The sequence below is a fragment of the Bradyrhizobium sp. I71 genome (assembly GCF_022354745.1).
In the GTDB taxonomy this organism is placed as follows: domain Bacteria; phylum Pseudomonadota; class Alphaproteobacteria; order Rhizobiales; family Xanthobacteraceae; genus Bradyrhizobium; species Bradyrhizobium liaoningense.
In genome coordinates, this window is the sequence record NZ_CP059398.1 from 3,160,560 (window position 1) to 3,183,134 (window position 22,575).

General features: G+C 65.2%; 18 protein-coding genes. 7 read left to right on the forward strand and 11 right to left on the reverse strand.

What is annotated here, in order from left to right:
- Positions 1 to 22: 22 nt before the first annotated feature.
- Positions 23 to 517, reverse strand: coding sequence for a transcriptional repressor (locus tag FJV43_RS15420; protein WP_028176819.1), 495 nt, complete (start codon positions 515 to 517; stop codon positions 23 to 25).
- Positions 518 to 674: 157 nt separating this feature from the next.
- Between FJV43_RS15420 and FJV43_RS15425 the strand changes: the two genes are divergently transcribed.
- The 3 genes from FJV43_RS15425 to FJV43_RS15435 are packed head-to-tail and all read left to right on the forward strand — an operon-like array spanning position 675 to position 3,912.
- A complete protein-coding gene (locus tag FJV43_RS15425; RefSeq protein ID WP_239628215.1) occupies positions 675 to 1,157 on the forward strand; it encodes a MarR family transcriptional regulator in 483 nt (160 codons plus the stop codon).
- Positions 1,150 to 2,331 carry an HlyD family secretion protein gene (locus tag FJV43_RS15430; RefSeq protein WP_239628216.1) on the forward strand — a complete coding sequence of 394 codons (1,182 nt, stop codon included), beginning with the start codon at positions 1,150 to 1,152 and terminating at the stop codon, positions 2,329 to 2,331. Before FJV43_RS15425 ends, FJV43_RS15430 begins: the two co-directional genes overlap by 8 nt.
- 24 nt (positions 2,332 to 2,355) lie before the next feature.
- A complete protein-coding gene (locus FJV43_RS15435) occupies positions 2,356 to 3,912 on the forward strand; it encodes an MDR family MFS transporter (protein WP_239628218.1) in 1,557 nt (518 codons plus the stop codon).
- A 70-nt stretch (positions 3,913 to 3,982) separates the two neighbouring features.
- Here FJV43_RS15435 and FJV43_RS15440 read toward each other — a convergent pair whose 3' ends face one another.
- From FJV43_RS15440 to pcaF, 5 genes are all read right to left on the reverse strand, one after another.
- On the reverse strand, positions 3,983 to 5,047 hold the full coding sequence (locus FJV43_RS15440) for an ecdysteroid 22-kinase family protein (protein WP_239628224.1): 1,065 nt from the start codon (positions 5,045 to 5,047) through the stop codon (positions 3,983 to 3,985).
- 76 nt (positions 5,048 to 5,123) lie between these two features.
- Positions 5,124 to 6,812, reverse strand: a complete 1,689-nt coding sequence (locus FJV43_RS15445) for a methyl-accepting chemotaxis protein (protein WP_239628226.1) — start codon at positions 6,810 to 6,812, stop codon at positions 5,124 to 5,126.
- Between the two features lie 267 nt (positions 6,813 to 7,079).
- Entirely contained in the window at positions 7,080 to 7,682 is a 603-nt protein-coding gene (gene pcaG, locus FJV43_RS15450) for a protocatechuate 3,4-dioxygenase subunit alpha (protein WP_239628228.1), read from the reverse strand.
- Entirely contained in the window at positions 7,683 to 8,384 is a 702-nt protein-coding gene (pcaH, locus tag FJV43_RS15455; protein WP_239628230.1) for a protocatechuate 3,4-dioxygenase subunit beta, read from the reverse strand.
- Positions 8,385 to 8,585: 201 nt separating this feature from the next.
- Positions 8,586 to 9,794: a 3-oxoadipyl-CoA thiolase gene (pcaF, locus tag FJV43_RS15460; RefSeq protein ID WP_197965409.1), complete on the reverse strand. Its 1,209-nt coding sequence runs from the start codon at positions 9,792 to 9,794 to the stop codon at positions 8,586 to 8,588.
- Between the two features lie 215 nt (positions 9,795 to 10,009).
- On the opposite strand from pcaF, the gene mutS reads away from it, so the two are divergent.
- A complete protein-coding gene (gene mutS / locus FJV43_RS15465) occupies positions 10,010 to 12,748 on the forward strand; it encodes a DNA mismatch repair protein MutS (protein WP_239628231.1) in 2,739 nt (912 codons plus the stop codon).
- A gap of 94 nt (positions 12,749 to 12,842) precedes the next feature.
- Here the strand turns inward: mutS and FJV43_RS15470 are convergent, their stop codons facing one another.
- From FJV43_RS15470 to FJV43_RS15480, 3 genes are all read right to left on the reverse strand, one after another.
- On the reverse strand, positions 12,843 to 14,519 hold the full coding sequence (locus FJV43_RS15470; RefSeq protein WP_239628233.1) for a PAS domain-containing methyl-accepting chemotaxis protein: 1,677 nt from the start codon (positions 14,517 to 14,519) through the stop codon (positions 12,843 to 12,845).
- Between the two features lie 408 nt (positions 14,520 to 14,927).
- Positions 14,928 to 15,737, reverse strand: coding sequence for a hypothetical protein (locus FJV43_RS15475; protein ID WP_239628235.1), 810 nt, complete (start codon positions 15,735 to 15,737; stop codon positions 14,928 to 14,930).
- A gap of 167 nt (positions 15,738 to 15,904) precedes the next feature.
- On the reverse strand, positions 15,905 to 16,414 hold the full coding sequence (locus FJV43_RS15480; protein ID WP_239628237.1) for an OsmC family protein: 510 nt from the start codon (positions 16,412 to 16,414) through the stop codon (positions 15,905 to 15,907).
- Between the two features lie 247 nt (positions 16,415 to 16,661).
- Here FJV43_RS15480 and FJV43_RS15485 point away from each other — a divergent pair, with 247 nt between their 5' ends.
- The gene (locus FJV43_RS15485; RefSeq protein WP_239628238.1) at positions 16,662 to 19,451 is read left to right on the forward strand and encodes a [protein-PII] uridylyltransferase; all 2,790 of its coding nucleotides are present in this window, start codon (positions 16,662 to 16,664) and stop codon (positions 19,449 to 19,451) included.
- A gap of 115 nt (positions 19,452 to 19,566) precedes the next feature.
- Here FJV43_RS15485 and FJV43_RS15490 read toward each other — a convergent pair whose 3' ends face one another.
- Complete coding sequence (locus FJV43_RS15490; protein WP_239628240.1) at positions 19,567 to 20,097, reverse strand: methylated-DNA--[protein]-cysteine S-methyltransferase; 531 nt, start codon at positions 20,095 to 20,097, stop codon at positions 19,567 to 19,569.
- A 49-nt stretch (positions 20,098 to 20,146) separates the two neighbouring features.
- Between FJV43_RS15490 and FJV43_RS15495 the strand changes: the two genes are divergently transcribed.
- Positions 20,147 to 20,554, forward strand: coding sequence for a DUF1304 domain-containing protein (locus tag FJV43_RS15495; protein WP_239628241.1), 408 nt, complete (start codon positions 20,147 to 20,149; stop codon positions 20,552 to 20,554).
- Positions 20,555 to 20,700: 146 nt separating this feature from the next.
- A complete protein-coding gene (locus tag FJV43_RS15500) occupies positions 20,701 to 21,927 on the forward strand; it encodes an ABC transporter substrate-binding protein (protein ID WP_239628243.1) in 1,227 nt (408 codons plus the stop codon).
- A 129-nt stretch (positions 21,928 to 22,056) separates the two neighbouring features.
- Here FJV43_RS15500 and FJV43_RS15505 read toward each other — a convergent pair whose 3' ends face one another.
- The gene (locus FJV43_RS15505; RefSeq protein WP_239628245.1) at positions 22,057 to 22,482 is read right to left on the reverse strand and encodes a DUF1330 domain-containing protein; all 426 of its coding nucleotides are present in this window, start codon (positions 22,480 to 22,482) and stop codon (positions 22,057 to 22,059) included.
- Positions 22,483 to 22,575 lie beyond the last annotated feature (93 nt).

The following is a 22,575-nucleotide window of genomic DNA, read 5'->3' on the forward strand; positions in this document are numbered from 1 at the left end:
CCGGCTTTGCGCCGTTGTTGGTCTATGCAGTCTTCTGACAATGGGTGCAGACGCCCGTGATCTCCACCACGGACAATTTGGGAGCGAAGCCCGAGGCGCGCGCGGCCGCGTTGAGATCCCCGGCAAAGGACGCCGACGGGATCTCGCCGACGAGGCCACAGCGCTCGCAGATCAGGAACGCCACAGCCGATGTCGCATCGTGATCATGGGCGGCGCAGGCGAGATAGGCATTGCGGCTCTCGATGCGATGCACGAGGCCGTTGGCCATCAGGAAATCGAGGGCGCGATAGACCGTGATCGGGGCCGGCCGCGCCATCGACTTGGCGAGCTCGTCGATCACCTCATAGGCGCCGAGCGGGCGATGGCTGGAGAGCAGCGCGCCCAGCACCTGACGGCGAATTGGCGTGAATTTCTGCGCGCGCTGCTCGCACACCGCCTCGGCATGCGCGAGCGCATCCGCGGTGCAGCGGCGGTGATCGTGATCGGGCGCGGGAAATACCGGGTTTGCGAGGGTCATGCGGCCGACCTTTTAGCATTTCGGCCCGGGAACCCAAAGCACGACACTGCAAACGGCTGCCAGCCATGCCCGCGCTGCGGGACAGCCACCCGCTAATCCGCCATGAAATAATCATAAGCTTGCTTATGATATGTCCTGCTTATTGGAGACCAAGCTCATGACCCGTGGGTCTGTCGACCAGAACTTCCTGTTCACGCTCGCAGAGCTCTACCGCCTGCTGCGCGTCTATGCCGACAAGGAGGCCTCGCGGTTCGGCATCACCCGCGCGCAATGGGCCGTGCTGGCGAAGGTGGAACGCAGCGAGGGCATGAAGCAGTCGGAGCTCGCCGAACTGCTCGAGGTGCAGCCGATCACGCTGACGCGCATGATCGACAAGCTCTGCGACAACGACTGGCTCGAACGGCGCAACGACGCCTCGGACCGCCGCGTCAAGCGCCTCTACCTGAAGAAGGCCGGCCGGCAGCTGCTCGGCCGGATGACCGGGCTCAGGTCCGAGATCACCGCCAACGCGCTCGACGGCATCAATCCGGCGGAGGCCCACCGTCTCCTCACCCAGCTCGAAACCATCAAGGAAAACGTGCGGACCGCGATCCAGGCCAGCGGCGCGGAACAAGCGCGTAAGGAGCAGCGCTATGGCTGATCAGGTTCTCAAGTTCCAGCCCGAGCAGAAGAGCGAGGGCGGCAAGCCGACGAAGAAGGCCGGCGCCGATCCGCGCCGCCGCCTGGTGGCGGGCCTGCGCCGCTATCGCCGTTTCCTGCTGCTGGTCGTGCTGCCGGTCGTCGTCGCCATCGGCGGCCTCACCCTCTATCTCAATGGCGGACGCTATGTCGGCACTGACGACGCCTATGTCGGCGCGCAGAAGGTGCTGGTGACGCCGGACATCTCCGGCAAGATCCAGAAGGTGGTCGTGAAGGAGGGCCAGCTCGTCAAGCAGGGCGACGTGCTGTTCGAGATCGACCCCGTGCCGTTCCGCCTCGCGGTGGACGAGGCCAGAGCACAGCTGACGCAGGCGCAGACGACTTATGACAATCTCCGCGCCAACATCAAGATCTACGGCGACATGCTCAACCTCGCCCAGCAGGGCGTCGACCTGAAGCAGCGCGACGTCGAGCGCAAGCAGGCGCTGGTGAAGAACAATTACGGCTCGCAGCTCGACCTCGACAACGCAGCGAACGCGCTGGTCACGTCCGGGTCCATCGCGCAATATGTCAGGCAGCAGCTCTCGACGGCGAAGACCCAGCTACTCGGCGATCCCGACCTGCCGCTGGAAAAATTCCCGGCCTATGCGGAGGCCAAGGCCAAGCTCGACAATGCCGAACGCAATCTCGACCACGCCGTGGTGCGCGCCTCGATGGGCGGCGTGGCGACGCAGGTCGAGCAGATCCAGCTCGGCCGCTACGTCGCCGCCGGCACGCCGGTATTCACCATCATCGACGTCGCCCATCCCTGGGTCGACGCCAACCCGAAGGAGAGCGACCTCACCTACGTCACCGAAGGACAACCCGTGACGCTCGAGGTCGACGCGTTCCCGAACCACGTCTTCAAGGGCAAGATCGGCTCGCTCTCGCCGGGCACCGGCGCGCAATTCGCGATCCTGCCGCCACAGAATGCCACCGGCAACTTCGTCAAGGTGGTGCAGCGTGTGCCGATCCGGATCTATTTCGACGAAACCGACAAATATGTGCGGAAGCTGAAAGCCGGCATGAGCGTCTATGCCACCATCGACACCGGCCACAAGCGCTCGCTGGCCAGCCTGTTCGGCCTGTCGGCGACCGCGGGCCAGGACAAAGACCACGACAACGACCAAGACTAAGAGACTGCGACAAGGCCTGATCCGATGTCCGACGCCAATGCCAGCCTGATGGTCCCCGGCCTGCGCCGGAACATGGTGACGATCTGCGCGATGACCGCGACCGTCATGCAGGCGCTGGACACCACCATCGCCAACGTCGCCCTGCCATACATGCAGGGCACGCTGTCGGCCTCGCAGGACCAGATCAACTGGGTGCTGACCTCCTACATCGTTGCCGCGGCGATCATGACGGCGCCGGTGGGCTGGATCGCCAACCGTTTCGGCCGCAAGCGCATCTTCATCATCTGCTCGGCCGGCTTCACCATGGCCTCGGTGCTGTGCGGCCTCGCGCAGGACATCAACCAGATGGTGCTGTTCCGCCTGCTGCAAGGCGTGTTCGGGGCCGCTTTGGTGCCGTTGTCACAATCGGTCATGCTCGACTATTACACGCTCCAGGAGCGCGCCAAGGCGATGTCGATCTGGGGCATGGGCGTGATGATGGGCCCGATCATGGGGCCGTCCCTGGGTGCCTGGCTCACCGAGACCTATTCCTGGCACTGGGTGTTCTTCGTCAATCTGCCGTTCGGCGCGATCACCGTGCTCGGGCTGATCCTCTTCATGGACGAGACCAGGAAGGACCTCAGCCTCAAATTCGACTGGTTCGGCTTCGCCGCGCTGGCGATCGCGATCGGGTCGCTGCAGCTCGCGCTCGACCGCGGCGAGCAACTGGGCTGGCTCGAATCGGGCGAGATCCTGGCGGAGTTCATCGTCTCGGCCGTCGCCTTCTATTTCTTCCTCGCGCACTCCTTCACGACTTCGACCCCGTTCATCCGCTTCGCGCTGTTTCGGGATCGCAACTTCGTCACCGGCTGCGTGTTCATGATCGTGATGGGGCTCGTGCTGTTCTCGACCATGGCGCTGGCCTCGCCCTACATGCAGAACGTGATCGGCTATCCCATCATCACCGCCGGCTTGCTGTTGGCGAGCCGCGGCATCGGCACCTTCTTCGCGATGATGCTGGTCGGCCGCATGATGCGTTATTTCGAGGCGCGCACGCTGATCATCTCCGGCCTGACGCTGACGGCGGGCTCGCTGTTCCAGATGACCGGCTGGACCGACCTGACCCAGGTGCCGGAGATCGTCACCGTCAGCGTCATCCAGGGCTTCGGCTTCGGCCTCGTCTTCGTGCCGCTCTCGACCGTGGCGTTCCTGACGCTGTCGAACGAGCTGCGCACCGACGGCACTGCGATGCTGACCCTCTTGCGCAACGTCGCGAGCTCGGTCGGCATTTCCGTCGTCATCGCCGAGCTGACGCAGGGCACGCGGCGGACCTATGCGATCCTCTCCGAGCACGTCAATCCGTTCAACCACGCGCTGCAGATGCCCAGCGTCAGCGGCATGATCAATCTGTCCACCGACGTCGGCCGCGCCATGGCCGACAGGATGGTCAGCGTGCAGGCGCAGATCATTGCCTTCGCGCACGACTACCAGCTGGTGATGGTCTTCATCCTCTGCACCATCCCGCTCGCTTTCCTGATCGGCTCGACCAAGGCCACGCTGCGCAAGCAGGCGGCCGGGCCGGAGCACGCGGTGATGGAGTAGAGTCGACTTCGCGCGATCTCGTGTCCCGGACGCAGCGCATAGCGATGCGCTGCGTCCGGGGCACGAGAGATCACCCCAACAGCTCCTCGCAGCCCAAATCGTCCACCGCCGCAAACACCCGCTCCAGATTGTTCCACCAGATTACCCGCGGGATGTCGATGCTCCACTGCCAGACCGGCCTCGTGATCTGCCAGAGCACCGCCCAGCGATAGTCGCGATCGAGCGCGCCGCGCGTATAGCCGGTGATGCCGCTTTCGATCAACGTATCGTGGTAGACATTGAGCAGCGGGCGTTCGAGTGCCTGCCGGCGTTCCGGATACCAATGCATGGCCATCATATAGGCGAGGTCGTGAGTCGGAACGTTGATGCTCCAAAGATCGAAATCGAAGATGCGCACGGTATCGGCAACGCCCGCGCGCGGCAGCAGGAAATTCCAGATATGAGCGTCGTCATGGGTGATGCTGAGATGACGGCGCGAATGGTAGCGCTGGGATAGCGGTTCCGACTGATCGATGAGACGGCGGTAGAGAATGCGCCGTTGTTCGCTGAGCCGATCACCGAGCAGATCGGCGAAACGATCGTAATGGCCGGCAAAGGTCTCCATACGCTGCGCGCTGTCCTCGGCGCTCGCCAGCGTGCCGACGGTGTCACCAAGATCGGGATGGTCCCACCATGCCGCATGCCAACGCGCGAGCGTCGTGACGATCGCGACCGCCTGACCGCGCGACGGCGGCAGCGGCCATTGGGTCGCGGTCGCATGGCTGTCGGTGAGATCTTCGAGCAGAAGATGCCAGGCAAGGCTCTGCTCGTCGAAATGTCCGTCGAAGCATCGTGGCACGAGTCCCGGCGGCATTCTCGGTGCGAGCTGCATGTAGTAGTCCACCTCGCGCCGGCCGCCATTGGCGAGGCGCTCGGCGAAGGCGGAATTGGGCATCTTGAGGATCAGCGACTGCGGGGCGCCGGCGGATTCGCCGACATAACGCAGGCCGAGACGGATGATATGCGACACGACGGTGTCGCGCTGATGCAGCACCTTCACTTCGCGCACCGCGCCGGCGTCCAGCACGCCGCCCCGGCGCAGCGCGGCCGTCAGTCGGGCGGGCTCAACGACCGCCGGCAATTGTGGAGGTGTCATGAACCACGATGCCCCTGTCCCGCGCCATACTGCACGATCACACTGCCGGGCACCAGCGGCGGAGCTGATGCCGGGCTCAAGCCGCCGCCGTCGAGTCGCGCACGGTGCGCACCACGACCGACCGCAGCTGTTCGAGATTGGCCGCCATCCCGGCGATCGCCTGCCTGACGTCCGCGGCGCGCTGGTTGACGGAGGCGGCGTCGCGGCTGACATCGCCGATCTTGGCCGAGACCTCCTTCGCCGCGGAGGCGGATTCGGAAATCGACCGCGTGATCTCCCGCGTCGCGGCGTCCTGCTCTTCCATCGCGGCGGCGACCGAGGTCGCCACGCCGTCGATCTCGATGATGTGGCCCCCCATGGCCTCGACGGAATCGACCGCGGCCTGCGTCGAGGCCTGGATCTCCGCAATCAGCCGCCCGATCTCCTCGGTGGATTTGGCGGTCTGGTCGGACAGGGATTTCACCTCGGCGGCGACCACCGCGAAGCCGCGGCCGGCTTCGCCGGCGCGCGCCGCCTCGATCGTCGCGTTGAGCGCGAGGAGGTTGGTCTGGCCCGCGATGCCGCCGATGAGATCGGAGACCTCGGCGATCTTCTTCACCGACCCGGCCAGCGCCTGGATGGTCGAACGCGCCTGCTCGCGGCCGGCGACCGCCGATTTGGTGACGGTGCTGGTGCGTGCGACCTGGCTTGCGATCTCGCGGATCGAGGTGCTCAATTCTTCGGCTGCGGCCGAGACGGCCTGCGAGCTGCCGAGGGCCTGCGTGGAGGCCGCCGCGACCGCCTGCGACTGCGCAGAGAGCGATTTCGCGATCTCCGACAGGCCGGAGGCGGCCCGCTCGACGCCTTGCGTCGCCGCGGTCGCGGTGTCGACCGAGCGGCCGGTCTCGCGCTCGACGGTTTCGGCCATCTGGTGCAGGGCGGAGCGCTTGGCAAACGCCGCCTCCTGCTCCTGCCGCAACTGTTCCTCGCGCAGACGGGAATTCTCGACCGCCGCCTGCTTGAACACCAGAAGCGCACCCGCCATCGAGCCGACCTCGTCCTGGCGGTGCGCAAACGGAATGTCGGCGGCGAGATCGCCGGTCGCGAGCTTCTGCATCGTGTCCGTCATGCGCACGATCGGACGGACCACCCCGAGGGCAACACCGAGCAGGCCCGCAGCGATGAAGGCGAGAACGGCGGCGGAGACGCCGAGGAGGATATAGAGGATGGAGCTGTCGCGGTCCGCGGCCAGCTTCTCCATGGCGGCATTCTGCTTGTTGGCGTTCTCGACGATGCTGTCGATGACGGCGCGATGCGCGGTATAGGCATCCTTGAGCTGCGCATAAGCGCGCTCGGACGCAGCTGCGTCCCTGGCCTTGAGGGCCGGCATGAGCTGGTCGGACGCCTTCCAGAATTTCTGCACCTCCGCATCGGACTTCGACACCAGCGCGGTCTTGAGGTCGGCCGAGAGGCTGGAGGAGACCCAGAACGCCTTGCGCTCGTCGTAGTCCTTTCGGAGCTGGACCAGGCGCTCGCCATGGGCGGCCAGCTGGTCCGGCTCGCGCATGGCCAGCGTCGCCTCGAGATAGGCCTCGATGACATATTCCGGCGGCGGCAGGATGTCGGCGATCAGGTCGTTGCCGAGCTTGATGCCGGAATAGAGCGGGCCGCCGACCTTGAGCTCGCGCAGCGCATAGAGGCTGGTGGAAACAACCGCAGTAAAGCCGATGGCAAGGACGATCCCGAAAGCGACGATCGCGGCCGACAATGACAGACGAATCTTCATGAAATAATCCAGGGCGCGCGCTGAAACCGCGAGGAGCCTAGATCAATATGGTAAATACGGGATTGCCCTGCGGGAAAGTCTCCGAAAGAAAGCCTCCGAAACGCTGCGGGAATTGAGCGTCGATCAATCGGATTTGGGTCAGTGGGACTGACGCACAGGCGACCATGGAGACGATCAGGCCCGATGCAAGGCAGCGCCGACCGCGGTTGCGCTGGATAAGAAACGTGGTGCCGACGACCTGGCGCCGTCGGCACATATTCGATTCGCTCAGACCTCGAAGAACACTGTCTCGTCGTCGCCCTGGAGCCGCAGGTCGAGCCGGTAAACCGCCTTGCCGGCCTCGCGCACCGCGGTCAGCGTGGCGCGGCGGTCAGTCGGCACCAGCGCCAGCACGGGATCGGCCGCGTTGCCGGCCTCGTCGCTGAAATAGATGCGGGTGTAGAGATGCCGCAGCATGCCGCGGCCGAACACCGCAAGCAGGATGTGCGGCGCCTGCGGCTTGCCGTCGGGATCCGGCACCACGCCCGGCTTGATGGTGTCGAAGGCGTAGTTGCCGTCCTTGTCGGTGCCGCAGCGGGCAAAGCCGCGGAAACTCGCATTCGGCAGCGCACGCTTGTCCTGCGGGTCGGCGAAGCGTCCCTGCGCATCCGGCTGCCAGATCTCCAGCATGCAATCCGGCACGGCAACGCCGTCGCCATCGAACACGCGACCCTCGATGCGGATGCGGGCGCCCGACACGTCGGGGGTCAGGGTCGAGTTGGTGAACGCGTCGTTCCAGGCGTATTCGCCGTTCGGCGTCAGGCCGTATTTGAAGAACGGACCGACCGTCTGCGAGGGGGTGATCCCGTTGGATTTCACAGACTCTTGCACTTAATGGCTCTCCATGGGTGTGGCGTTCTTGCCGCGCAGCACGATGTCGAAGCGGTAGCACAGCGCCCATTCGGGCTTCGTGTTCTCGAGATCGAACGACGAGACCATCCGCGCGCGCGCCTTCTCGTCCGGCACCGAGTTGAAGATCGGGTCGAACGGGAACAAGGGATCGTTCGGGAAGTACATCTGCGTCACGAGGCGGGTGACGAAGGAATAGCCGAAGACCGAAAGGTGGATGTGCGCGGGGCGCCAGGCATTGTGGTGATTGCCCCAGGGGTAGGCGCCGGGCTTGATGGTGACGAAGCGATAATAGCCGGAAGCATCGCTCACGGTGCGGCCCGCGCCGGTGAAATTCGGATCCAGCGGCGCCGGATGCTGGTCGCGGACATGCACGTAGCGGCCGCAGGAATTGGCCTGCCAGATCTCGATCAATGAATTCGGCACGCCACGGCCGTCCTCGTCGCGCACATGGCCGTGCACGATGATGCGCTCGCCGAGCGGCTCGCCGCTGTGCTGGGTGGTGAGATCGTTGTCGCCCTCGCGCACGGTCTCGTGCCCGTAGACCGGACCGGTCAGCTCCGACAACGTGTGGCGCATCGGAATCAAGGGCTTGCTCGGCGCGCGCTTGATCGAGCTCTTGTAGTCGGGCGACAGCGGCAGCGGATGCGCCTTGTTGCTATCAGTGGGATAGATGAATGCCATGGCGAACTCCTCCCCGGCCATTGTGGTCTGGCCGGTCAACGCTTCGCCGATCATTATAGGATATAACTAATTTGGGGAAGCGGGTTTCGCGGCTTCTCGAAGCTGTCATTCCGGGGTATCCCGCAGGGCTGAACCCGGAATCTCGAGATCCCGGGTCGGTGCAAGTGCACCGCCCGGGATGACGGGACGCTGCGCGTCCCGTCAGTTCAGCTTCTCGATCGCGACCGCGACGCCCTGACCGACGCCGACGCACATGGTGGCGAGCGCGAGCTTGCCGCCGCGCTTTTCCATGCCGTGCACCGCGGTGAGCGCGAGGCGGGCGCCGCTCATGCCTAGCGGATGGCCGAGCGCGATGGCGCCGCCATGCGGATTGACGAAATCGGCATCGTCCTTGACGCCGAGCTGGCGCAGGCAGGCGATACCCTGCGAGGCGAAGGCTTCGTTCAGCTCGATCAGGTCGAAATCGCTGATCTTCTTGCCGAGCCGCTCCATCAGCTTGCGGGTGGCCGGCACCGGGCCGATGCCCATGATGCGCGGCGGCACGCCGGCCGAGGCGAGCCCGAGGATGCGGGCCCGCGGCGTCAGGCCGTGCTTCTTCACCGCGGCTTCCGAGGCCAGGATCATGGCGGCGGCGCCGTCATTGACGCCGGAGGCGTTGCCGGCCGTCACCGTGCCGGGATTGCGCACGATCGGCTTCAGCTTGGCGAGACCTTCCAGCGTGGTCTCGGGACGCGGATGCTCGTCCTTGTCGACCGTGATGGGGCCAGCCTTGCCGCCGGGAATGGTGATCGGCGTGATCTCCTCGGCGAAATAGCCTGCCGCGATCGCCGCACCCGCACGCTGCTGCGAGCGGATGGCGAAGGCGTCCTGATCGGCGCGCGAAACCTGGAATTCCTCGGCGACGTTTTCGCCGGTCTCCGGCATGGCATCGACGCCGTACTGCGCCTTCAGCAGCGGATTGATGAAGCGCCAGCCGATGGTGGTGTCGAAGATTTCGGCGGAGCGCGAGAAGGCTTCCTGCGCCTTGCCCATCACGAAGGGTGCGCGCGTCATCGACTCGACGCCGCCTGCGATGGCGAGCTCGATCTCGCCGGCGCGGATGGCGCGGCCCGCGGCGCCGACTGCATCAAGGCCCGAGGCGCAGAGCCGGTTCAGGGTCTGGCCGGGAACCGAATCCGGCAGGCCCGCCAGCAGCAGCGCCATGCGCGCGACGTTGCGGTTGTCCTCGCCGGCCTGGTTGGCGCAGCCGAAGAACACTTCATCCACCTGCGCCCAGTCGAGATTGGGGTGTTTTGCCATCAGCGCCTTGATGGGGGCGGCGGCCAGATCGTCGGCGCGCACCTTGGCGAGCGACCCGCCGAAACGGCCGATCGGGGTCCGCACGGCATCGCAGATAAAGACGTCACGCATCGTTGTTCTCCCTGAATGCCGCGGTCCGGCCAAATTCTTCAATGTCGGCGGAGTTTTAGGAGGGCGCCCGCGGCAGGTCAATTGACTGATGCGCGCGTGTTCCGAGGGGGCCGCACGCCGCAAGCGCATGCCACCGTGCGGACAACGTGGAAAACCTCGCCGCTCCGGCCAAAGCGATAGGAGCAGGTGCCGAAATTTTGTAGGTTGCGCCGCCCATGACGATGCAACAGCCGATACCTGTCCCGCCCCCCGAGGACACGCCCGCGCCGCAGGCCGAAGCCGCCGCGCGCGTCACGCCGATGATGGAACAGTACCTCGAGATCAAGGCGGCGCATCAGGGCCTCCTGCTGTTCTACCGGATGGGCGACTTCTACGAGCTGTTCTTCGAGGACGCCGAGATCGCTTCCAGGACGCTCGGCATCGTCTTGACCAAGCGCGGCAAGCATCAGGGTGCGGATATCCCGATGTGCGGCGTGCCGGTCGAGCGCTCCGAGGACTATCTGCATCGTCTGATCTCGGCCGGCCACCGCGTCGCGGTCTGCGAGCAGACCGAGGATCCCGCTGCGGCCAAGGCGCGCGGCAACAAGAGCGTGGTGCGCCGCGGCGTGGTGCGGCTGGTGACGCCGGGCACGCTGACCGAGGACACGCTGCTCGACGCGCGCGCCAACAATTACCTGCTGGCGATCGCGCGTGCCCGCTCCTCCGCTGGCGGCGACCGCTTCGGCCTCGCCTGGATCGACATCTCGACCGCCGAGTTCATGGTGACGGAATGCTCCAGCGGCGAGCTCCCCGCGACGCTGGCGCGGATCAATCCGAACGAGGCGATCGTCACCGACGCGCTCTACAACGACAGCGAGCTCGGACAGACCCTGCGCGAGCTGCCGGCGGTGACGCCACTGACCCGCGACGTGTTCGACGGCGCGACCGCCGAGAAGCGGCTGTGCGACTACTTCGCCGTCGCGACCATGGACGGGCTCTCCCAGCTCACCCGCCTGGAGGCCACCGCCGCGGCCGCCGCCGTCACCTATGTCGACCGCACCCAGGTCGGCAAGCATCCGCCGCTGTCGCCGCCCGCGCGCGAGGCTTCCGGCGCGACCATGGCGATCGATCCGGCCACCCGCGCAAATCTCGAGCTGACGCGGACGCTGGCCGGCGAGCGCCGCGGCTCGCTGCTCGACGCGATCGACTGCACGGTCACCTCGGCGGGTTCGCGTCTGCTCGCACAGCGCCTGGCGGCGCCGCTCACGGATGCCCCGGCGATCGCCCGCCGGCTCGACGCGGTCAGCACCTTCGTTGCCGATTCCGCGGCACGCGAGGACATTCGCAGCATTTTGCGCGGCGCGCCCGACATGTCGCGCGCATTGGCTCGGCTCTCGGTCGGCCGCGGCGGACCGCGCGACCTCGCCGGCATCCGCGACGGCATCATCGCCGCCGACCAGGTGCTGACGCGGCTCTCCGAACTGGATGCGCCGCCGCAGGAGATCACGGCGGTGATGGCGGCGCTGCAAAGGCCGTCGCGCGAGCTCGCATCCGAATTTGCCCGTGCGCTCGACGAGCAGCTGCCCCTGATCAAGCGCGACGGCGGCTTCGTTCGCCCGGGCTATGAGCCCGCCCTCGACGAGGCGCGGAACCTGCGCGACGCCTCACGCCTCGTGGTGGCCTCGATGCAGGCGCGCTACGCCGACGACACCGGCGTCAAGGCTCTGAAGATCCGGCACAACAACATACTCGGCTATTTCGTCGAGGTCACGGCCCAGCACGGCGACAAGCTGATGTCGCCGCCGCTGAACGCCACCTTCATCCATCGCCAGACGCTGGCCGGACAGGTGCGCTTCACCACCGCCGAGCTCGGCGAGATCGAAGCCAAGATCGCCAATGCCGGCGACCGCGCGCTCGGGCTCGAGCTCGATATCTTCGAGCGGCTCTGTGCGAAAGCGCTCGAGATCAGCGACGATCTGCGCGCCGCGGCACAAGGTTTTGCGCTGCTGGACGTCGCGACGGCGCTGGCCAAGCTCGCGGTCGACGAGAACTATGTGCGGCCCGAGGTCGATGGCTCGCTCAGCTTTGCGATCGAGGCCGGACGCCATCCGGTGGTGGAGCAGGCCCTGAAGCGCAACGGCGAGCCGTTCATCGCCAATGCCTGCGATCTGTCGCCTGCGCCAGCGCAGAAGTCCGGCCAGCTCTGGCTGCTGACCGGCCCGAACATGGCGGGTAAGTCGACCTTCCTGCGCCAGAATGCGCTGATTGCCTTGATGGCGCAGATCGGCAGCTTCGTGCCGGCCACGCGCGCGCGGATCGGCATCGTCGACCGCCTGTTCTCCCGCGTCGGCGCCGCCGACGACCTCGCCCGCGGCCGCTCCACCTTCATGGTGGAGATGGTCGAGACCGCCGCGATCCTGAACCAGGCCGGCGAGCGCGCGCTGGTGATTCTGGACGAGATCGGGCGCGGCACCGCGACCTTCGACGGCCTCTCGATCGCCTGGGCCGCGATCGAGCATCTGCACGAGAGCAATCGCTGCCGTACGTTGTTCGCGACGCATTATCACGAGCTGACCGCACTCTCGGCCAAGCTGCCGCGGATGTTCAATGCGACGGTGCGGGTGAAGGAATGGCAGGGCAACGTCGTATTCCTGCACGAGGTGCTGCCGGGCTCGGCCGACCGCTCCTACGGCATCCAGGTGGCGAAACTCGCCGGCCTGCCGCCGGCGGTGATCACACGCGCCAAATCCGTGCTCTCCAAGCTGGAGGCGCAGGACCGCGGCCAGACCGCGCGAGCCTTGGTGGACGACCTGCCGCTGTTCGCCGTGCCCTCGCGCGCCGCCGCGGAAGCCGCGCCGCCAAGCGAGGCCGAGTTGCTGATGGAGGCGGTCAAAGCGCTGCACCCCGACGAGATGTCGCCGCGCGAAGCGCTGGACGCGCTCTATGCGTTGAAGGCCAGGCTGCCGAAGCAATAGTGGTATCGTAGCCCGGATGAGCGAAGCGACATCCGGGGACGTATGTCCCGCATATCGCTGCGCTCATGCGGGCTACAAATGCAGGCTGGATAGCCTACGCCCTCGACGCGATCGCCGCGGCCTCGGCGGCCGCGCGCTGCATGCTGGTCGACATCTCGTTCGTCACCGTGCTCTGCTCCTCGATCGCAGCGGCGGTCGAGGTGACGTACTCGCTGACATTGTTGATCGCCTGCTTGATCGAACCGAGCGCGCTGACAACGTCGCCCGAAATGCTGTTGAGGCTGCCGATCTCCTCGCCGATCTTGTCGGTGGCCTGCTTGGCCTGGTTGGCGAGGCTCTTGACCTCGGAGGCGACCACCGCGAAGCCGCGGCCGGCCTCGCCGGCGCGGGCCGACTCGATCGTGGCGTTGAGCGCGAGCAGGTTGATCTGCCCGGTGATGTTGTTGATCATCTCGACGATGCCGCTCATCGCCTGCGCAGCTTCGGTGAGGCGCTGGGCCTGCGCGTCGGCGGAGGAGACCTGTTCAACCGCGCTCATCGCGGTTTCGCGGGATTTGGTCATCGCCTCGGAGATCTCCCGCACCGAGGCGTTGAGCTCCTCCGAGCCGGCGGCGACCGATTCCATCATGCCGCGGACGCGCTCATTGCCCATGCGGACCAGCACCTGCTTGGTGGTGTCGGTGGCGTATTTCACCACCTTGAACGGCCTGCCGTTGAGATCGAGGATCGGATTGTACGAGGCCTGGATATAGACTTCCTTGCCGCCCTTGCCGATGCGCTTGTATTCGGCCGCCTGGTATTCGCCGCGATTGAGCGCGGCCCAGAACTCGCGATAGCCGGCGCTGTCGCGCTCGCTGGGATCGACGAACATGCTGTGATGCTGGCCCTTGATCTCGGCCAGCGAATAGCCGAGCGCGCCGAGGAAGTTGGCATTGGCGGTGATGATCGTGCCGTCCATGTTGAACTCGATCACGGCCTGGGCCTTGTCGATCGCCGCGATCTGGCCGGCAAGATCGGCATTCTTCAGCTTGTCCGCAGTGATGTCGGTGGCGAACTTGACGACGCCGAACGGCTTGCCGCTTTCGTCGAGCTGCGGATTGTAGGAAGCCAGGATCCACACCTCGCGGCCGTCCTTGCCGATGCGCTTGAACTCGCCGGCCTGATAGTCGCCGCGGTTGAGCGCGGCCCAGAACTCTCGATAGCCCGCGCTGCCCCGCTCGGCCTCGGCCACGAACAGGCTGTGATGCTTGCCCTCGATCTCCGCCAGCGAATAGCCGAGCGCCTTGCAGAAATTCTCGTTGGCGGTGATGACGGTGCCGTCGAGCTTGAATTCGATGACGGCCTGGGCGCGGCTGATGGCGGCGATCTTGGAGGCTTCGGTCATGCCGCGAATCTTCTTCGCGGTGATGTCGGTCGCGATCTTCACGACCTTGACGGGCTTACCGGCGTCGTCGAGCACCGGATTGTACGACGCCTCGATCCAGACCTCGCGGCCGCCCTTGGCGATCCGCTTGAATTCGGCGGCCTGAAACTCGCCGCGACCCAGCTGTGCCCAGAACGCGTTGTAAGCGTCACTATCACGCTGATCGGCCGGCACGAACATGGCGTGCTTCTTCCCCTTGATCTCGTCGAGGGAGTAGCCGAGCGCCGTCAGGAAGTTCTGGTTCGCCGCCAGGATCGTGCCATCCATGGCGAATTCGATCATGGCTTGCGAACGACCAATGGCCGCGAGCATTGCGTCGGCATCACCGCGGGACTTGCGACCAAACATCAGAAAATCTCCATCTCGAAATGGCGCCGATGGGGCTTGTGCCCGTCGGGATCAAAGGAACTGGCCGTGCGGCAGCGCTGCCGTATTCAAAACCGGCGCCCCCGCAGATCCGATGACTTGCGTGCAGGTCCGTCGAGAATTCGCGCGGACAGCAACGGAAGCGAATGCGCAGCCTGATTCTGTACGGGAAAAGCTCGAATAAAGTTCTAATTTTACTGACGGGAATTCGACGGGGGCGGATGAGCGTGTCCAAGCGAGGGGTGCCGGTGCTCCGACCTGAAACGCACCACGAAGCTTGAAATGCTGCTTCTCATTCAACGGCTTGCGGAGACGCCTCGTCACTTGTGAGCGTGAGACGAGCATGCCGCATTGGCTTTTCGCGACGTCGCGTCGCGCATATCCGTAGTCTCACGGAATCGGCCGCGCCTTGCGCACCGCGCGCCGGCCAATTCCCCACAGCGTCAGGTTCCACACCACGCAGGTCCCAAGCGCGAGGCACAAGCCGACGGCGGAGCCGAACCCCACGACTGCAACGTGCAAAACTGCGATCGCCATGCCAAATCCGAGCAGCCCCCAGGCGGAGTTGGCAAGCACGGCGGCGGTCGGCGGTCCACCAATGCGCGGATGCAGGATCACCATGATGCTGGAGAACACCACGGGATAGAGCGCGATGATGCCGCTGATGCGAGGGCCGACCCAGCTCGATGTGGAGACCACGATCGCGACGAGGGTCGCAACCAGCGCCGCCCGCATCGGGATGTCGTACCAGCGGCGCGTCACCAGCGGCATTTTCACATGGCGATAGCCCGCCAGGAGCGGGATGCAGATGCCGAAAGCGACCAGGTTGGCAGCAAGCCCTGCGGCGAGCGACCAGTCGAACTGGCGGATGATCGATGCAAGCACGATCCAGACCGCGACTGCGCTTCCACAGCTCACCACGAGATTGTGCCGCTGCGACAGCACGACATAGGTGAGACACATGAAAATCGTCGCCGCATTGACCGGCAGGCTCGCCAGCGCACCCTGCGCGATGAAGGCGGCGTCATGATCGATCGCGAGGAAGACGTAGGATGGACCGGCCGATACCGGCAGGGTCGCAACCAGCGCGCCGATCACAGGCCCGGCGCGTTCGGTGATGATCGACGCCGACACCACGAACGCCGCCGCGATCGCCATGCGCAGGAAGAGGAAGAGGATGAAGTGGAGGTCGAGGGACATTTGTTTTGTCGTCCCGGACAAGCGCAGCGCAGATCCGGGACCCATACTCACAGGCTTCGCTGTGTTAAGCAGTTTTAGTGGTCAGTTCGGCGATACAATCGGCGCTAGGGATTCTGGGTCCCGGCGTTCGCCGGGACGACACCGATTGTGGAGTAGCGACCTTCGCCTTACATCCGCTGCATCGACACCGACACCTTGGGGCCGTTCTTGATGGTCTGATAGACCACGCAATAACGCTCGGTGAGCTTGAGCAGCAGGTCGAGCTTGTCCTGCGGCGCGTCGGTGTCGACCTCGAAGCGCAGGCGGATCTCGGCGAAACCGACCGGAGTCTCCTTGTCGATGCCGAGCGTGCCGCGGAAGTCGAGATCGCCCTCGGCGTAGACGTTGCCGGTCTTGAGCGGCACCTCGATCGCGGTCGCGACCGACTTCAGCGTGACGCCGGCACAGGCGACCAGCGCTTCAAGAAGCATGTCGCCGGAGCAGAGCTCGAGGCCGGAGCCGCCGGTGCCCGGATGCAGACCGGCCATTGCGATGGCGCGGCCCGTCTCGACCTTGCAGGCGATGCCTTCGCTGTCGGTGGAGCCCTTGGCCTTCAGCGTGATCAGCGCGGCCTTGGGATCGTTCTTGTAGCGCTCCTTGATCGGGGCCTGCATCTGGCGCAGTTGGACAGCGTCCATCTTGTTCTCTCCCGGCATGTCGTTCCTCACGAGCGGTATAGAAGGCGGCCGGTTTCGTGTCAGCTCATGATTGATGGGATCTGCCATGAGCGACCGGAATCGAGCCAAAAACAAACGTATTTTCATGACGTTACGCTTAAATCACGAGCAGCGCCACAGACTGTCCGATCTGCATGACCGAGCTCATCGGTCGCTGGCTTGCGAATGTCTCGTGACAGCGCCTGTCACCTCTTATATCCGGAGAGACATGGACAGCATCGCAACTGAGCAGAAGGCCGGGGTGGACGATCGTTTCGACACCGCGCGGATCACCGCCGCGGTCGATGCGCTCGCCGAACAGTATCAGGGACGCGAGGACGCGTTCCGTACGGCGATGGCGCAATTGCTCAAGGCGGAACTTATCGCGGCGCGCGCCGCCGCGCAGGCGATCCTCTTGAAGGACCGCCACGGCAGGCGCTGCGCCGAGCGGCTGTGCCACGTGCAGGACGAGATCATCCGCATCCTGTATTCGGCGGCGACGCGCCATCTCTACCGCTCGCCGATCCCGAGCGGCGCCGAGCGCATGGCGGTCGTGGCCACCGGCGGCTATGGCCGCGGCCTGATGGCGCCGGAATCGGACATCGATCTGCTCTTCATCCTGCCCTACAAGCAGACCGCCTGGGGCGAGCAGGTCGCCGAGGCGATCCTCTATTGCCTCTGGGACATGGGGCTGAAGGTCGGTCACGCCACCCGCTCGGTCGACGAATCGATCCGGCAGGCGCGCGGCGACATGACGATCCGCACTGCGATCCTGGAGACGCGCTTCCTCACCGGCGACAAGCCGCTCTATGAGGAGCTGGTCGAGCGCTTCGACAAGGAAGTCGTGCAGGGCACCGCGTCGGAATTCGTCACCGCAAAGCTCGCCGAGCGCGAGGAGCGGCACCGCCGCGGCGGCCAGTCGCGCTATCTGGTCGAGCCCAACGTCAAGGACGGCAAGGGAGCCTTGCGCGACCTGCACACGCTGTTCTGGATCGCCAAATACGTCTACCGGGTGCGCGATACCCACGAGCTGGTCGCGCGCGGCGTGTTCGACGCACAGGAATATCGCAGCTTCCGCCGCTGCGCCGATTTCCTCTGGTCAGTCCGCTGCAATCTGCATTTCTATTGCAACCGCGCCGAAGAGCGCCTCTCCTTCGACCTCCAGCGCGAGATCGCGATCCGGCTCGGCTATACCTCGCATCCCGGCATGCAGGACGTCGAGCGCTTCATGAAGCATTACTTCCTGGTCGCCAAGGAAGTCGGCAACCTCACCGCCATCCTCTGCGCCAAGCTCGAGGACCAGCAGGCCAAGCCCGCCCCGGTGCTGAGCCGGATGATGGCGCGCTTGCGACCGACCGCGGCGAAACGGCGCGTCCCTGACAGCGACGACTTCATCGTCGACAACAATCGCATCAACGTCGCCGCGCCGGACGTGTTCAAGCACGATCCGGTCAACCTGATCCGCATCTTCCGCCTCGCGCAGAAGAACAACCTCGCCTTCCACCCGGATGCGATGCGCGACGTGACGCGCTCGCTCGGCCTGATCAACGCGGGCTTGCGCGAAAATCCCGAGGCCAACCGGTTGTTCATGGAGATCCTGACCTCCGACAACGCGGAGATCGTGCTGCGGCGGATGAACGAGACCGGCGTGCTCGGCCACTTCATCCGCGCTTTCGGCAAGATCGTCTCGATGATGCAGTTCAATATGTATCATCACTACACCGTCGACGAGCACCTGATCCGCTGCATCGGCTTCCTCCAGGACATCGAGCGCGGCGGCATCGAGGAGTTCGCCCTCGCCAGCGACCTCATGCGCAAGAGCCGGCCCGAGCACCGCGCGGTGATCTACATCGCGACATTGCTGCACGACGTCGCCAAGGGCAGGCCCGAGGATCACTCGATCGCCGGTGCGAAGGTCGCCCGGCGGCTGTGCCCGCGGCTCGGCTTCAGTCCTGCCGACACCGAGCTCGTGGCGTGGCTGATCGAGGAACATCTGACGATGTCCACGGTCGCGCAGTCGCGCGACCTCTCGGATCGCAAGACCATCGAGAATTTCGCCGCCGTGGTGCAGTCGGTCGAGCAGATGAAGCTCCTGACCATCCTGACCACGGCCGACATCCGCGGCGTCGGCCCGGGCGTGTGGAACGGCTGGAAGGCGCAGCTCTTGCGCTCCCTGTACTATGAGACCGAACCGGTGCTCACAGGCGGTTTCTCGGAGGTCGACCGGGGAAAACGTCTTGCGGCCGCGCATGCCGAATTCCGCATGGCCTTCGCCGAATGGCCGAAGGACGAGCTCGACGCCTATATCGCCCGGCACTATCCCGCCTACTGGCTCAAGGTCGAGCTGCCGCGCAAGATCCGCCACGCCCGCTTCGTCCGCTCCAGCGAGCAGGCCGGCCACAAGCTGGCGATCAATGTCGGCTTCGACGAGGTGCGCGGCGTCACCGAGCTGACGATCTTTGCCGCCGACCATCCCTGGCTGCTATCGATCATCGCGGGCGCCTGTGCCTCGGCCGGCGCCAACATCGTCGATGCCCAGATCTACACCACGACCGACGGCCGCGCGCTCGACACGATCTCGATCTCCCGGGAATACGACCGCGACGAGGACGAGGGTCGGCGCGCCACGCGCATCGGCGAGATGATCGAAGACGTGCTGGAGGGCAAGCTGCGCCTGCCCGAAGCCGTGGCGCGGCGCACCGTACGCAGCAAGGCGAAGCCGTTCGTGATCGAGCCGGAAGTGACCATCAACAACCAGTGGTCCGACCGTTACACGGTGATCGAGGTCTCGGGCCTCGACCGGCCCGGCCTGCTCTACGAGCTGACCACGGCCATCTCCAAGCTCAATCTCAACATCGCCTCGGCCCATGTCGCGACCTTCGGCGAGCGCGCGCGCGACGTGTTCTACGTCACCGACCTCCTGGGCGCGCAGATCAACGCGCCGACGCGGCAGGCCGCGATCAAGAGCGCGCTGACCCATGTGATGGCCGGTGACAAGGCGGTGCAGCCGGCGGCGTGAGGTCTCTCGTCATTCCGGGGCGATGCGCAGCATCGAACTCCGGTGCGCACTTGCGCACCTGAGAATCTCGAGGTTCCGGGTTCGCCCTTCGGGCGCCCCGGAACGACCGAGTTTTTCACACCTCCACCCCCTCATGACGCAGCAGCCAGCGCTTGCGCTCCAGTCCGCCGCCGTACTTCACCAGCGAGCCATCCGCGCCGATCAGGCGGTGACAGGGCAGCACCACGCTGATCGGGTTGGAGCCGTTGGCATGGCCGACCGCACGAACGGCCTTGGGCACGCCGATCCTTGCGGCGAGCGCGCCGTAGCTCAGCGTGGTACCCGCCGGGATTTGCGCAAGCGCGCTCCAGACCTTTTGCTGGAACGGCGTGCCGGCGATGCGCCACGCGATGGCGGAGAGCTGGCCGAGTTCGCCTTCGAAATAGCCGGACAGCGCCGTCCGCATATCCGCGGGCGCAGGCTGGTTGCTCAGATCCACGGCACCGTAATGCAGGCGCAACAGCCCGCGCATGCGGTGCTCGTAATCCTCCCAGTCGAGCGCGCGCAAGTCACCATCAGCATCGGTGACGAGCAGCGCGATCCCGATCGGCGTCGTCAGGCGGTCGAGGCCGAAGCGTTCAGGCGTCTTGATTGATCGAGCGGGCATCGCGGCACCAGGCAATCGAAACACACCCATCGCACTTGCCATGCCGGCCATGCTAGCGTCCACCCGAAAGCTGACGCTTTTGGGGGAGCTGACCTTGATCCTGATCGCCAATGTGCTGGTGGCGCTGGTCGCGGCACTGCACGTTTTCTTCCTGATCCTGGAGATGTTTCTCTGGGACAGGCCGCTGGGCCTCAAAGTGTTTCGGAATTCGCCGGAGAAGGCCGAGATCACGAAAGTGCTGGCCGCCAATCAGGGCCTCTATAACGGCTTCCTCGCTGCCGGCCTGCTCTGGGGCCTCGTGCACGGTAACCCCGCCTTCGCGCTCCAGATCAAGGCGTTCTTCCTGCTTTGCGTGATCGTCGCCGGCGTCTACGGCGCAGCGACCGTCAGCACGCGGATTCTGATGGTGCAGGCGCTGCCGGCGGCGGTCGCGCTGGTTGCGTTGTTCTTGGCTTAGTTTCTGGCCTGAGACGCTACGGCGCAGCGCGGCGATCCTTGCGCCGCGGCGAACCTTCCTCCACAATCTTCGGCAGCGATGGCGACCGTTGCAATCAACGGAGAAAGACCGTCGGCCGAAAATTCCGTCAGGAGGAACAACCCAAGATGAACAATCGCAGAGCCTTCATAGCTGCCACGGCGGCGATCGCCTTCGCGGTCTCCGCCAGCCAGGCCCTCGCCCAGAAGAAATACGACACCGGCGCAAGCGACACCGAGATCAAGATCGGCCAGACCGTGCCGTTCTCCGGCGCCTATTCCGTCTACGCCAATATCGGTAAGACCCAGGCCGCCTACTTCAAGATGATCAACGATCAGGGCGGCATCAACGGCCGCAAGATCAACCTGATCCAGTATGACGACGCCTATTCGCCACCGAAGACCGTCGAGCAGGTGCGCAAGCTCGTCGAAGGCGACGAAGTGCTGTTCACCTTCCAGCTGATCGGCACCGCCGCGAATGCCGCCGTGCAGAAGTACCTCAACGGCAAGAAGGTCCCGCAACTCCTCGCCTCGACCGGCGCCGCGCGCTTCAACGATCCGCAGAACTATCCCTGGACCATCGCCTACAATCCCAACTACGTGTCCGAGGGACGGATCTACGCCAAGTACATTCTCAAGGAGCATCCCAACGCCAAGATCGGCGTGCTCTACCAGAACGACGACATGGGCCGCGACTATCTGGCGGGGCTCAAGAGCGGCCTCGGCGACAAGGCCGCCAGCATGATCGTCGGCGAGGTCTCCTACGAGGTCACCGACCCCACCGTCGATTCCCAGGTGGTCAAGCTGAAGTCGATGGGGGTTGATCTGTTCTTCGACGCCTCGACGCCGAAATTCGCGGCGCAGGCGATCAAGAAGCTTGCCGATCTCGGCTGGACCCCGGTGCACATCCTCGACATCAATGCGAGCCCGGTGTCGGCAACGCTGAAGCCGGCCGGCCTCGACATCTCCAAGGGCATCATCTCGACCAATTACGGCAAGGACCCCGGCGATCCCCAGTGGAAGGACGATCCGGGCGTGAAGGCCTTCTTCGCCTTCATGGACAAGTATTTCCCGGAGGGCGACAAGCTCAACACCATCAACACCTATGCCTATTCGGTGGCCGAGCTGCTGGTGCAGGTCTTGAAGCAATGCGGCGACGACCTGACGCGCGAGAACGTCATGAAGCAGGTCGCCAACATCAAGGGCTACACGCCGAGCCTGGCGCTGCCCGGGATCAAGATCACCACCGGCCCCAATGACTACCGCGTCAACAAGCAGATGCAGATGATGAAGTTCAACGGCGAACGCTGGGAGCTGTTCGGACCGATCATCGAGGACACCGGCCCCTCGGGTTAGAACGCATCTGCTTCTGCGACGTCATGCCCGGGCTTGTCCCGGGCATCCACGTTCTTGGGGCGTCAAGGAAGCCGTGGATGGCCGGGTCAAGCCCGGCCATGACGATCGAGAGAGCCTCCTACTGGGCGTTCAGGTCGGTATCTCCCCAAAGTTCTTTCCCACCGGCAGCACGGCATGCCGGATCAGCCGCGAATCCTCCACCGCGGCCTGGCGGTGCTTCACCGCCTCGCGATAGACGGGATCGCGGATCATCTCGACGAAGGCCGCGACGCTGGGATATTCGGCGATGAAGCAATGGTCCCAGCGTTCCTCCTGCGGGCCGATCAGCATCAGCTCGAACCTGCCCTGCCAGACGATGCGGCCGCCGAGACGTTCGAACACCGGGCCGCTCTCGCGGCCATAGGCCGCATAGGCCTCCGCGCCGCTCGCCTTGCGGCCGTCCGGATAGGCCGCCTCTTTCCGCAGGCGCACCAGATTGAGCATGTGGATCGGACCCGGGCGGTCATTCTCCCGGAATTCCGCGAAGATCTCCTTGGTCGGATCGATGTGGCCCATGCGAGTTCCCTCTTTATTTATGCGGGTAATCCTAGCCCCTGCGCCAGGGAAGCGGAACTGCGGCGGGCGAATGCCCCACCTCCTAATCACGCG

Excerpts from the sequence above, each read along its gene's own strand:
- FJV43_RS15470 (WP_239628233.1), bottom strand. The coding sequence starts at position 14,519 with ATGTTTGGTCGCAAGTCCCGCGGTGATGCCGACGCAATGCTCGCGGCC.
- FJV43_RS15445 (WP_239628226.1), bottom strand. The coding sequence starts at position 6,812 with ATGAAGATTCGTCTGTCATTGTCGGCCGCGATCGTCGCTTTCGGGATC.
- FJV43_RS15440 (WP_239628224.1), bottom strand. The coding sequence starts at position 5,047 with ATGACACCTCCACAATTGCCGGCGGTCGTTGAGCCCGCCCGACTGACG.
- FJV43_RS15430 (WP_239628216.1), top strand. The coding sequence starts at position 1,150 with ATGGCTGATCAGGTTCTCAAGTTCCAGCCCGAGCAGAAGAGCGAGGGC.
- FJV43_RS15490 (WP_239628240.1), bottom strand. The coding sequence starts at position 20,097 with ATGCCCGCTCGATCAATCAAGACGCCTGAACGCTTCGGCCTCGACCGC.
- FJV43_RS15425 (WP_239628215.1), top strand. The coding sequence starts at position 675 with ATGACCCGTGGGTCTGTCGACCAGAACTTCCTGTTCACGCTCGCAGAG.
- FJV43_RS15495 (WP_239628241.1), top strand. The coding sequence starts at position 20,147 with ATGCTAGCGTCCACCCGAAAGCTGACGCTTTTGGGGGAGCTGACCTTG.
- mutS (WP_239628231.1), top strand. The coding sequence starts at position 10,010 with ATGACGATGCAACAGCCGATACCTGTCCCGCCCCCCGAGGACACGCCC.
- FJV43_RS15480 (WP_239628237.1), bottom strand. The coding sequence starts at position 16,414 with ATGGACGCTGTCCAACTGCGCCAGATGCAGGCCCCGATCAAGGAGCGC.
- FJV43_RS15485 (WP_239628238.1), top strand. The coding sequence starts at position 16,662 with ATGGACAGCATCGCAACTGAGCAGAAGGCCGGGGTGGACGATCGTTTC.
- FJV43_RS15435 (WP_239628218.1), top strand. The coding sequence starts at position 2,356 with ATGTCCGACGCCAATGCCAGCCTGATGGTCCCCGGCCTGCGCCGGAAC.
- pcaH (WP_239628230.1), bottom strand. The coding sequence starts at position 8,384 with ATGGCATTCATCTATCCCACTGATAGCAACAAGGCGCATCCGCTGCCG.
- FJV43_RS15500 (WP_239628243.1), top strand. The coding sequence starts at position 20,701 with ATGAACAATCGCAGAGCCTTCATAGCTGCCACGGCGGCGATCGCCTTC.
- FJV43_RS15475 (WP_239628235.1), bottom strand. The coding sequence starts at position 15,737 with ATGTCCCTCGACCTCCACTTCATCCTCTTCCTCTTCCTGCGCATGGCG.
- FJV43_RS15505 (WP_239628245.1), bottom strand. The coding sequence starts at position 22,482 with ATGGGCCACATCGATCCGACCAAGGAGATCTTCGCGGAATTCCGGGAG.
- FJV43_RS15420 (WP_028176819.1), bottom strand. The coding sequence starts at position 517 with ATGACCCTCGCAAACCCGGTATTTCCCGCGCCCGATCACGATCACCGC.
- pcaF (WP_197965409.1), bottom strand. The coding sequence starts at position 9,794 with ATGCGTGACGTCTTTATCTGCGATGCCGTGCGGACCCCGATCGGCCGT.